Annotated in this window: 10 protein-coding genes; 4 read left to right on the plus strand and 6 right to left on the minus strand. The window is 69.2% G+C overall.

The features are described 5' to 3' along the window. Positions 1–229: 229 nt before the first annotated feature. Positions 230–1,513 (plus strand): isoprenylcysteine carboxylmethyltransferase family protein, encoded by a 1,284-nt coding sequence (locus tag DPV74_RS34220; protein WP_027790879.1) that lies wholly within the window; start codon positions 230–232, stop codon positions 1,511–1,513. A gap of 117 nt (positions 1,514–1,630) precedes the next feature. Here DPV74_RS34220 and cml read toward each other — a convergent pair whose 3' ends face one another. Further along, positions 1,631–2,863 carry a CmlA/FloR family chloramphenicol efflux MFS transporter gene (cml, locus tag DPV74_RS34225; RefSeq protein WP_119338799.1) on the minus strand — a complete coding sequence of 411 codons (1,233 nt, stop codon included), beginning with the start codon at positions 2,861–2,863 and terminating at the stop codon, positions 1,631–1,633. Positions 2,864–3,550: 687 nt separating this feature from the next. On the opposite strand from cml, the gene DPV74_RS34230 reads away from it, so the two are divergent. Both DPV74_RS34230 and DPV74_RS34235 read left to right on the plus strand, forming a co-directional pair. Further along, complete coding sequence (locus DPV74_RS34230) at positions 3,551–4,228, plus strand: hypothetical protein (RefSeq protein ID WP_060171275.1); 678 nt, start codon at positions 3,551–3,553, stop codon at positions 4,226–4,228. Positions 4,229–4,282: 54 nt separating this feature from the next. Further along, a complete protein-coding gene (locus tag DPV74_RS34235) occupies positions 4,283–4,855 on the plus strand; it encodes an NADPH-dependent FMN reductase (RefSeq protein WP_119338800.1) in 573 nt (190 codons plus the stop codon). A gap of 79 nt (positions 4,856–4,934) precedes the next feature. Here the strand turns inward: DPV74_RS34235 and DPV74_RS34240 are convergent, their stop codons facing one another. Next, on the minus strand, positions 4,935–5,252 hold the full coding sequence (locus tag DPV74_RS34240; RefSeq protein WP_119338801.1) for a DUF4148 domain-containing protein: 318 nt from the start codon (positions 5,250–5,252) through the stop codon (positions 4,935–4,937). 248 nt (positions 5,253–5,500) lie between these two features. Here DPV74_RS34240 and DPV74_RS34245 point away from each other — a divergent pair, with 248 nt between their 5' ends. After that, positions 5,501–6,004 carry a DM13 domain-containing protein gene (locus DPV74_RS34245; protein WP_027790874.1) on the plus strand — a complete coding sequence of 168 codons (504 nt, stop codon included), beginning with the start codon at positions 5,501–5,503 and terminating at the stop codon, positions 6,002–6,004. 34 nt (positions 6,005–6,038) lie between these two features. On the opposite strand, the gene DPV74_RS34250 is transcribed toward DPV74_RS34245, so the two are convergent. The 4 genes from DPV74_RS34250 to DPV74_RS34265 form a co-directional block, all read right to left on the minus strand. Then, positions 6,039–6,662, minus strand: a complete 624-nt coding sequence (locus DPV74_RS34250) for a DUF2894 domain-containing protein (RefSeq protein WP_119338802.1) — start codon at positions 6,660–6,662, stop codon at positions 6,039–6,041. Continuing rightward, complete coding sequence (locus DPV74_RS34255; RefSeq protein WP_021163899.1) at positions 6,659–7,303, minus strand: OmpA family protein; 645 nt, start codon at positions 7,301–7,303, stop codon at positions 6,659–6,661. The genes DPV74_RS34250 and DPV74_RS34255 overlap by 4 nt, the downstream gene beginning before the upstream one ends. Positions 7,304–7,306: 3 nt before the next feature. Next, positions 7,307–10,354, minus strand: a complete 3,048-nt coding sequence (locus DPV74_RS34260; protein ID WP_119338803.1) for a DUF802 domain-containing protein — start codon at positions 10,352–10,354, stop codon at positions 7,307–7,309. 10 nt (positions 10,355–10,364) lie between these two features. After that, positions 10,365–10,702: DUF3348 family protein (locus DPV74_RS34265; protein ID WP_119338804.1), on the minus strand; the 338-nt coding region annotated here is incomplete at its 5' end.

A 10,702-nucleotide genomic window follows, 5' to 3' on the forward strand; every position in this document is an offset into this window, starting at 1 on the left:
CGGCCTGACCGGCAGCTCGAACGGCGGTGCCGCGGGCGGCGCCGGCAACCTGCTGTCGCCGGTGACGAACCTCCTCGGCGGTCTGCTGGGCGGCGGCACCAAGAAGTAACGCTTTACCTATCAGAACCACAGGCCAATGGCCGGGCGCGCATCCATACAAAGCCCGGCCGACGGCCGGCGTCACCCGCCAAGCGGGGGCGCCGGCCTTCACCCGTACGAGGATCCGATCATGAACTCCACGCTTGACGGCATCGCCGCGGTCCAGGACCGCCCGCCCCGTTCCGCCACGCCCCTGCGCGCCGGCCTGCTCGGCATCGCCGCCGGACTGTTCGCGCTGTGGATCACGCGCGGCCAGCCGACTTTCGATGCGGCCACGCGCGCGGTCATCGCCAGCCTCGCGATCATCGGCACGATCGCGCTGCACGAAATCTTCATCTCGCGCGTCTACCTGCGTCCGAGCGCGGGCCTGTCGCGGCAGGCCGTCCGCCCGCTCGGCATCGCGCGCGTCGCGACGCGGCTCGGCGCGCTGGCGTCGATCTATGCGGGCATCGGCGCGATCTACTGGCTGCTGCCCGAATACCACGGCGCGTTCTACCGGCCGTTCTGGTCGCTGCTGCGCTCGCTCGCGCCGTACGTGATCGTCGCCGCGCCGTTCTACTTCGCGTGGATGGATCGCCACCAGCGCGAGACCGACGACGCGTACCTGCTGTGGGGCCGCTTCCTGTTCCGCCGCGAGCAGCCCGCGAGCTGGAAGCCGGTGCGCGAGATGCTGGCCGGCTGGGGCGTGAAGGCGTTCTTCCTGCCGCTGATGACCGTCTACCTGTCGAAGGACGCCGATCACCTGACCGCGTCGCTCGCGAACGCGATGCACGCGCCGGCGACGATCGCGACCTTCATGTTCATGTACGACCTGTCGTTCACGATGGACCTGATGTTCGGCACCGTCGGCTACCTGTGCACGTTCCGCATCCTCGACAGCCACGTGCGCACCGTCGAGCCGACGACGCTCGGCTGGGTAGCCGCGCTGATGTGCTACCAGCCGTTCTGGTCGCTGTTCTCGAACAACTACATCCGCTACGAAGGCACGTTGTTCTGGGACAACTGGCTGCTGTCGGCCCCGACGCTGCGCGTGATCTGGGGCACGGTGATCATCCTGCTGCTGCTGACCTACGCGCTGTGCACGATCTCGTTCGGGCTGCGTTTCTCGAACCTCACCAACCGCGGGATCATCACGTCGGGCCCGTACCGCTTCACGAAGCATCCGGCGTACATCACGAAGAACCTGTCGTACTGGATGGTGTCGGTACCGTTCGTCGAACCGCTCGGCTGGCAGGTCGGGCTCATGCACTGCGCGGGGCTCGTCGCGGTCAACCTGATCTACTACACGCGGGCGAAGACCGAGGAACGGCACCTGATGCGCGACCCCGACTATCGCGCGTATGCCGAATGGATCGCGCAGCACGGGTTGTTCGCGCGGATGAGGCAGGCGTTCGGGCAACGCGCGCCGGCCTGACACGGCGGCACAAGGCGGGGCCTGCGGCCCAGCCCACGGTTGACGGCACCGGCCGCGCGCCCGCGACTCCGCCGGAGCGCCGCGCCGCCGGAAATCGCCGTGCGTCGCCGCGCGCGCTCAGTCGAAACCGACGCCGCGAGCGCGCCCGTCATGCAGATGGCCGGTCGCACGCGTCAGCCTCCTGATCGCGACGAAGCTCGCGAGGCCCATGCCGAAGCAGCAAGCCGCCAGCGGCCACGCGGTGGCCCCGTCGAACACCAGCGTCGCAAGCGTGCCCACGCCGGTGACGATCACGCTCTGCACCGCGTAATAAAGCGCCACTGCCTTGCCGGCGACATCGCCGAAATCGCGCAGCGCACCGTTTGCCGTCACCGCCGACATCAGCACGATGCCGACCGCAACCAGCCACATCGGCATCACGAACGTCGCAAACGACGGCTTCGTCAGGATCGTGCCGAGCGCCAGCACGATCGCGCCCGCCATCATCGCGACCGCGCCTCGCGCCACGCAGCCCGCCTCGCCCCACTTCGACACGAATCTCCCGGCGAAGCGCGAGACGACGACCATGACGATCGCGACAGTCGCAAAGGCCACGCTGAACGACACGCGCGAGTAACCGGCCACACCGACCAGCACGCGCGGCGCGGTCGAGAAGAACACGAAGAACGCGCCCATCGAGGCCGCAAACGCGAGCGTGTGAACCCGGAACGGCCGGCTGCCGAGAATCGATGCGACGGACGGCCCCTGCCGGTTTGCCGTCCGCGGACGCGTTTCGTGCCAGCGCGGCCACGCGCGCCCGCATGCCAGCAGCCCCAGCAGGCCGAGCATCGCGAAGATCGCGCGCCATCCGCAGGCCGTCGCGATGGCCGCGCCCAGCAGCGGGCCCAACGCCGGCACGAACGCCAGCATCGCGCCGAACTGGCTGTAGATGATGCGGCCTTCGGGGCGATCGGCGTAGACATCGCGAACGGTTGCGAACGTGGCGACGAGCGCCGCCGCGGCGCCCAGCGCCTGCAGCGCGCGCAGCACGACGAACGGGACGCCGCCGGTGGTGACCGCAAGCGCCAGGGAAGCCGCCGAAAAACACAGCGCGCCGCCCAGCATCACAGGCCGTCTGCCGATGCGATCCGACAACGGGCCGAAGATCATCTGGCCCAGGCCGAGGACGACCATGTAGACGCTCAGCGTCAACTGGACGACGGCCGGCGACGTGCCGAGCGCGGACGGCATCTCCGGGATCACCGGCAGGTACACGTCCATCGCCAGCGAAGCGAGGAGATCGAAAGGGGCCATCAGCAGGAGCGCCGACGGCAACGAATGGGCCCACACGGGCGTGGATTGTTCAGGCATGACAAGGCATCCGCTCAGAAAGGGAAATCTGGCGGCGATCTGCCTGGTCAGCGATGGACAACGGGAGATCGCCGCAACGACCGGTTGACGAAGGTCGTTGCGGCTCAGCGATCCGTGGACGGGCCAGCTCCCATGGAGGAATCCTTGCGTGGTGCGTTTTGCGTTGACCGTGCAGTGTAGTCGGTTCGCCAGGCCGGCACCAGCCGGGCGCGCGGTGCACGGCAGCGACTGTCCGGCCGGCCCTCCGCTCAGGCTACGGCATGCTCCCATGCGGCCAATTGTCGCGAAACGATGCGATTCTCCGCGTTTCGTCGCTTTTCTCCACCGATACGATTGCCCGCTCCCGGCGCCTCGCGTATGGTGCTGGCCGTCCGCGCCCGATCGGTCGCCCGGACACCCGACCGTCGTCGCGCACGACGGCCGCGCGGGCCGTGCCCGCCGTCACCGTCTCCGCGGCACCGCCCTTCGGCGCCGCGCATTCATGAGGAGAGAGACGTGATTCACAAAGTCCTGATCCTGTTCGCACTCTGCATCGCGGGCCTCGCCGCGATCGCCGCCGGTTTCCAGCACATCCCCAGCTGAGTCGCGGCCCCGGCTCGCTTCGCCGAGCCCGGGGGCCGCACCCATTCCTCTCCCCTCTTGCGATGAACCACTTTCTCGGACCGCCCGGGACGGGCGCCTTTTGCCATGCGCATCGACGTACAGCATTCCCAGCACGACATCGACGATGAACTCGACTCGCTCTACGCACGCCTGCACCAGCCGGGCCATCGCCTGCACGGCCTGCCGGCCGTCGCGCTCGGCCGCTCCGGCCTGATCGTCCGCCACCGCGAGGCGGACGGCGAATACTTCCTGTACGTCGAGGATCCGGCCGCGCGCCAGCTCGCCGGCTATACGGTGTTCAACCGCCTGCCCGAAATCCCGCGTCGCGCCGACCGCTACCTGCGCGCGCCGCACACGCGGCTGCGCGGATCCGCGCAACGCAAGGGCCTCGCGACGACGCTGTATCGCTGGGGACTCGACGCCGGCCTGTGCCTGATCAGCGGCGCACGTCAGTCGATCGGCGCGGCGCAGCTGTGGACCGCGCTGGCCCATGACTATCGACACGGCTTCGTCGACATCGAAGGCCGCGCGCTGCGCTATCTCGGCGAAGCCGTTGCCGACGACGTGCACGGCGCGCTGCATACGCGTCGTCTGCTGCTCGGCAACGGGTGGGAAATCGGCGCATTCGCGCGCGCGGCCGGGATGGCCGACGTCGTTGCCGCAGAATGTCGCCACCCGGGATTTCCGCGGGAAAGGCGCGAACCGCACCGCTTGCACGGGGGCGCCCAAGCGCGTCACTCCGCCCGTGCGCCGATGCGATAATCCGTCGGGCCGGCGCGCCCCCCTCGCGCAAACCACTCAACGACACGCTCCTCAATGGCTACCGAACTCCAACCCGATTCCGAGCGCCGCATCGACCTCGTCGCGCTATGCGGCAGCCTGCGTGCGCAGTCGTATAACGCGGCGCTGCTGGATGCGGCGGCACGCGTCGCGCCGCCCGGGACGCACATCACGCGCTTCGATCGCCTCGGCGAATTTCCGCTGTTCAACCCCGACGCGGAATATCCGTCGCCCGCCGCGGTGCGCGACCTGATCGATCGCCTGAACGCCGCCGACGGCGTGCTGATCGCTTGCCCGGAATACGCACACGGCGTGACCGGCGTGATGAAGAACGCGCTCGACTGGGTCGTGGGATGCGAAGCGTTCGTGTACAAGCCGGTCGCGGTGCTGAACGCATCGCCGCGCGCGACGCATGCGGACGCGGCGCTGCGGGAAACGCTGTCGGTGATGTCGGCGCGCATCGTCGAGCGCGCGTCGATCTCGCTCCCGATCCTCGGCAGCCAGCTCGACGCGGCAGGCATCGCCGCGCATCCGCCGTTCGCGGCGGCGCTGGTCGAGGCGTTGCACGCGTTCGGCGCGGAGATTGCCGAAGGCACGCCAGCACGCTGACGTTGCGTAACCGGAAGTCCATCGCAGTCCGGATTAATCGGACGCCGCGCCCATCGACGGGCGCAACGTCCGGCACGGATCATCGTCCGCGATAGATCGGCCTGTCGGCCGCCATCGGACCCGATTCGCTCGCGACCGGTGCTGCCATTCCGTATCCGCTGGTATCGGCCGCCGACGTGCCGGTCGAACCGACCTTCTTCAGCGCCTCCGCCAGCCGCGCCGGATAGTACGGGTCTTCGCCGTTCTGGCGGTAGCCGGCCGCACGCAGGGCGGCCAGTTCGGCCTTCACCTCCGCGCGCGTCACGGTGGACTGCGGCGCGGCCCACGCGGAAACGGAAATAGAAGCGGAAGCGGTCGCGGCAACCGTCGCGAGAACATACAGAGCAAGCTTGTTCATCTGATCTCTCCTGAGCATCGACGATGTTGTCGACGGAGAGTGAGTCGCGCCGCGTGCGCAAAGATGACACTCGCCGAAGAAGAAATCCGGCGTCGCGTCACGGTGCAGGTGCCACGCGGCACGCCGGCACGAACGGCGTGTAACGGCGTGTTGAACGAAAACCCGATCGGCTGTCAGATTCCGCCGGCTCGCGCGACTACCGGCATGTGGCCCGGCGCCACCCTCCGTTTTCGTTCAAAGGGTCCGACATGAAAACCAGAATCTGGATACTGATCGCGTCGCATCTTGCGACGGGGCTCGCGGCGTTCGCCGCGGGCATCTACGTGCTGCCGATCCTCACGGCGACGGAAGGCGCAAGCGCCGTCGAACTGCAAGTGGCCGCGGAAAACGCGCGCCATACCGGCCGCTTCGAACGCAACCTGCCGGGCAGCGACGCGCTGCACTGGGCGGACGGCAAGCTGACCGTCACCGATTCGTCGATCGCGTTCGAGGGCGACATCGCACCGGGCCCCGACTACAAGCTCTATCTCGTGCCGGCCTTCGTCGATACGCGAGCGTCGTTCCTCGCGATCAAGGCGCGCGCCGTACGCGTGGGCGACCTGAAGACATTCGGCAATTTCGTCGTGGCGCTTCCCGACGACGTGAATCCCGCGCAATACACGTCGGTCGTGATCTGGTGCGAACGCTTCTCGAAATTCATCAGCGCGGCCCGCTATCAAAGCGCGCCGGCGTCGGGCCTGACGTCGATGTGACCGGCGCGCGGCGCGGACGGCGCGTGCTGGCGCGCTACCGGCTCTTGGCGCGCGCGCCCTTCTTCACCGTCTTCGCGCGCGGGGCTTCCTTCTCGGGCTGCGCGCCGCCGCCGGCGAGATCCTCGAGCCACGCGAGCGCATCGACGTACGACAGGAACTGCTGCAGATATTCCGGCGACAGCTCGCGCATCGTCGCGAGCGACCGGTGCACGAGGCTGTTCGAATTGAGCGGCCCCGCGTTGCGCGGCACCTGGTCGAGCGACTGGCGGTACTGCTGTTCGGTGCGGACCTTCGACCACATCGTGCGGAAGTAGTCGACCAGCTCGGGATCGAGCCCGCGCCGGTCGGCCTGCGCATCGCGGCCGAGCCGTTCGACAAGCGCCGCCAGCGACGGGCCGCGTCCGGCCGCACCATCGGCGGCTTGCGCGGTGTCGCCCGCGGCGGCCTTCGCTTCGTCGGCCCGCGCGACGACCGCCGCGAAGCCTTCGATCAGCGCGGCGAGCCGCGCGTCGAGCAGCCCGCGCGCGTTGCCTTCGAGCGCAGCCGCACGCCGCTCGAGCGCGTCGATCCGGAGAAAGCGCACGGGGTCGAGCCGGTCGGCGCCCTGCTCGCGCCATGCGTCGAGTGTCGCGCGAACATGCGTCGCGTCGTCGGTCACTTCGCGTTCCCTCCGTTCGATGCCGACTTGCGCGGCACCGGCGCGATCTCCACGCGACGGTTCTTCGCGCGGCCTTCATCGTCCGCATTCGAGCTGACCGGCTGTTCCGAGCCGAACGCGGCCGCGAACACCGACGACGCCGGCACGCCGGCGTCGATCATCGCGCGCGTGACCGTCAACGCGCGCTTGGCCGACAGTTCCCAGTTGTCCGCGAACTGGCGGTTGCCGGCATGCACCTGCTGGTCGTCGGCGAAGCCGCTGATCATCAGGATCTCGTCGCGTGTCTTCAGGTAGGCGGCGAGCGGTGCGGCCAGCGTCTTCAGCAGGTCGCGGCCGGCGGGCTGCAACTGGTCGGAGTTCAGCGCGAACAGCACGTTGCCGCTGATGCCGATGCGTCCGTTCACGAGCGTCACGCGGCCGGCCGCGAGCGGCCCGGCGAGCGCCTGCTCGAGCGACTTGCGCTGCTGCGCTTCCTGCTGGCGCGCGCGCACGGCTTCCTCGAGCTTCGACGTGAGCTGCAACTGCATGCCGATCACGCCGACGAGGATCAGCACGAACGCGCCGAGCAGCACCGACATCAGGTCGGCGAACGCGGGCCACACCGGCGCGGAGGACGCGCCGCCGTCGATTTCGTCGTGCATGCGTTACGCTCCGACGGACGCCCGCCGGCCGGCGAGCTGCTGCAGGTCTTCGACGATCTGCTTCTGCGACATCATGCTCAGGTCGATCACCTCGCGCGCCTGCGCGACGTAGTACTCGAGCTGCTCGTCGCTGCGCGCGAGCGACTTCTCGAGCGCGGCCTCGATGCGTTGCAGATGGGTCAGCAGCTTGTCGTTCGACTCGCCGAATACCTGCACGGCCATCCCGAACGCATCGCCGAGGCTCGCGACTTCGACCGCGCCCGCCGTGACTTGCGCGGCCACCGAGTCGAGCTTGCGCGTTTCGGCGTCGACGGTGTCGTTGAAGCGCGCCCCGACGCGGTCGAGCAGGTCGGCCGACGTGCTGACGAGCGCGTCGATCGCGGTGCGCTGTTCGGTCGACGCGTGATTGACCGCGCCGAGCAGCGTTTCGAGCGTCGCGAGCAGGCGGCTGCGTTCCTCGAGCATCGCGGTGTCGTGTACCAGGCTGTCGGACAGGCGCTGGCGCAGTTCGGCGACGACGTCGGCCGCGGCCTTCGGCGCCTCCGACGCAGCCTGCACGAGGCGCGCGATCTCGTTGATCGTGTCGCTCGCATGCACCTGCGCCTGCGCGGTGATGTCGTTCGCGGTGCGGGCCAGCGTGTCGCAGATGTCCTGCTGGCGCGTCGCGGCCTGCGCGCTCGTGTGCGCCCATTCGTCTCGCAGCGCGGCCGCCATCGCGGCGAGCGAGTCGTTCCACGCGGCGAGGCGTGCTTCGTCGCGGGCGGCCAGTTGCGTCTGCAAGCCCGTGTGCGACTCGCGGATCGTCGACAGCAGGTCGTTCGAGCGTTGTTCGAACGTTGCAGCCTGTGCGGTCAGGTCGCGTGTCGTTTGCGCGAGTGCGTCGCAGATTTCCTGCTGACGGCCTGCGCTGTGTACACCCGCACGCTGCCATTCGTCGCCGAGCTTCGCGGCCATCGCGGCGAGCGATTCGTTCCACGCGGTGAGGCGCTCCTCGTCGCGCGCGGCCAGTTGCGTCTGCAGGCCCGTGTGCGAATCGCGGATCGTCGACAGCAGGTCGTTCGAGCGCTGTTCGAAGGTCGAAGCCTGCGCGGACAGGTCGCGCGTCGTTTGCGCCAGTGCGTCGCAGATTTCCTGCTGACGGCCTGCGCTGTGCACGCCTGCGCGTTGCCATTCGTCGCCGAGCTTCGCGGCCATCGCGGCCAGCGAATCGTTCCACGCGGTGAGGCGTTGTTCGTCACGCGCCGCCAGTTGTGTCTGCAGGCCAGTGTGCGAATCGCGAATCGTCGACAGCAGGTCGTTCGAGCGCTGTTCGAAGGTCGAAGCCTGCGCGGACAGGTCGCGCGTCGTTTGCGCCAGTGCGTCGCAGATTTCCTGCTGACGGCCCGCGCTATGCACACCTGCGCGTTGCCATTCGTCGCCGAGCTTCGCGGCCATCGCGGCCAGCGATTCGTTCCACGCGGTGAGACGTTCTTCGTCGCGCGCCGCCAGTTGTGTCTGCAAACCCGTGTGCGAATCGCGAATCGTCGACAGCAGGTCGTTCGAGCGCTGTTCGAAAGCCGAAGCCTGCGCGGTCAGGTCGCGCGTCGTTTGCGCCAGCGCGTCGCAGATTTCCTGCTGACGGCCCGCGCTGTGCTCGCCTGCGCGTTGCCATTCGTCGCCGAGCTTCGCGGCCATCGCGGCCAGCGATTCGTTCCACGCGGTGAGGCGCCGTTCGTCGCGCGCCGCCAGCTCGGTCTGCAGCCCCGCGTGCGACTCGCGCATCGCGGCAAGCGTCGCGCCCGAATGGCGTTCGAACGTCGCTGCGGCCTCGCCCAGCGCACGCGCATGCTGGCCGGCCAGCGTCTCGCCGACCTGCTCCTGGCGCGCCAGCGCATCGCGCCAGGCATCCGACAGGCGGCTTTCGGTCGATTCGAGGCGCGTCGCGACGCCGTCGAGCAGGTCCGTCGAACGCTGCGCGAAGGTCTCGGTGAACTGGCCGAGCGTCGTCTGCAACTGCTGCGCGACGGCGTCGCCCGCACGGCGCTGTTCGTCGAGCGCGCGGCTCCAGACGGCCGTCACGTTGCCGGTGGTCTTCTCGAAGCCGTCCGTCAGCCCGTCGAGCTGACGCTGCACGGCGCCCGTCACGGTGTCGCGCAGCGCGGCCATCTCCTGCGCGAGCCCCGTCATCGTCGCGGCGACGACCGGCTGCAGCGCGGCACCGGCCACGCGCGCGCTTTCGGCGGCGCTTTCCTTCAGTGCGTCCCCAACATTCGACGCGAGGCCCGCATACGCACGCTCGGTCCGATCGAAAAACGCTTGCTGGCTTTCGATCTGGCGATCGTGCAGCGCGACGCTGCGCGCCTCGAGCGACGTCATCATCGTCTGCAGGCGGTCGACCAGCGCCGGCATCACGTCGGCCTGGCGCTGCAGCAGCCGGAACGACTCGTCGCGCTGATGCGCGGACGAGTGCACACGCAGCGTCGTCGCGATCTTCGCGTCGAGCTGCTGGGCCGCGTCGATCCGCTCGCGGCGCACGAGCGCGGACAGCAGGCCGAGCATCGCGGACGCCGCCACGCCGGCAATTGACGTGCCGAATGCGAAGCCGAGGCCCTTCACCGGCGCGATCAGCGACGCGCGGATCGCGTCGAGATCGGTCGCGCTTTCGAGCGCGGCGCCCGTGCCCTTCAGCGTGACGACCATCCCGAGCAGCGTGCCGAGCATGCCGAGCAGCACGAGCAGGCCGACGAGATAAGGCGTGAGCGACGGGCCCGGCAGCGCGACGCGCGCGCCTTCGACCCGCGCGCGCACGGCGCCGCGCAGGCCCGGGTGCAGCGTGTCGAGCCACGTGTCGAGCTTCGCGGGCGGCTCGGTCAGGCCGGCGACCGCGTGCGACAGCGTGGCGGTGGCCTGCCGGTAGCGCAGCAGTTCCCATGCGCCGGCGACGTAGCACGCGGCGATCAGCAGCGTGACGGCCGACGCCAGCGGGTTCGACGCGACATAGCCGACGCCGATCCAGCCCACAGCGAGCAGACCGGCGACGAAGACAACGAGATCAAGGCGAATTCTGGACATATCGTGTTGATTAGCAGGTGCGAAGGGCCGCGAGCAGCCCGTCTACCGTTTGAAACCGGACTTCGAGTTCGGCAAGCAGGATGCTTTGCATCTCGTCGCGAAACGTATCGAGCCATGCGCCGGGCACGATCGCCGCGACGGCCGGGCTGTTGACGATCGCCGCGCCGTCATCGGCGGGATCGGCCGCGGAATCCGCTGCGGCCGCGGCTGCCGATTCGGCATCGGCCAGCGCCTGCCGCTCCGCGTCGCGCAGCCGCCCGAAGCGTGTACCGAGCAGCGCGGGCACGGCCGACAGCAGGCTGCGCTCGCGCGCGCCGAGCACGCGCTCCATGATCGCGTCGAGCGTCG

Source organism: Burkholderia sp. HAN2018, assembly GCF_024704855.1.
In the GTDB taxonomy this organism is placed as follows: domain Bacteria; phylum Pseudomonadota; class Gammaproteobacteria; order Burkholderiales; family Burkholderiaceae; genus Burkholderia; species Burkholderia cepacia.

Coding starts and splice junctions, on each gene's coding strand:
- DPV74_RS34230 (WP_060171275.1), top strand. CDS start 3,551: ATGCGCATCGACGTACAGCATTCCCAGCACGACATCGACGATGAACTC.
- cml (WP_119338799.1), bottom strand. CDS start 2,863: ATGCCTGAACAATCCACGCCCGTGTGGGCCCATTCGTTGCCGTCGGCG.
- DPV74_RS34235 (WP_119338800.1), top strand. CDS start 4,283: ATGGCTACCGAACTCCAACCCGATTCCGAGCGCCGCATCGACCTCGTC.
- DPV74_RS34220 (WP_027790879.1), top strand. CDS start 230: ATGAACTCCACGCTTGACGGCATCGCCGCGGTCCAGGACCGCCCGCCC.
- DPV74_RS34260 (WP_119338803.1), bottom strand. CDS start 10,354: ATGTCCAGAATTCGCCTTGATCTCGTTGTCTTCGTCGCCGGTCTGCTC.
- DPV74_RS34240 (WP_119338801.1), bottom strand. CDS start 5,252: ATGAACAAGCTTGCTCTGTATGTTCTCGCGACGGTTGCCGCGACCGCT.
- DPV74_RS34255 (WP_021163899.1), bottom strand. CDS start 7,303: ATGCACGACGAAATCGACGGCGGCGCGTCCTCCGCGCCGGTGTGGCCC.
- DPV74_RS34245 (WP_027790874.1), top strand. CDS start 5,501: ATGAAAACCAGAATCTGGATACTGATCGCGTCGCATCTTGCGACGGGG.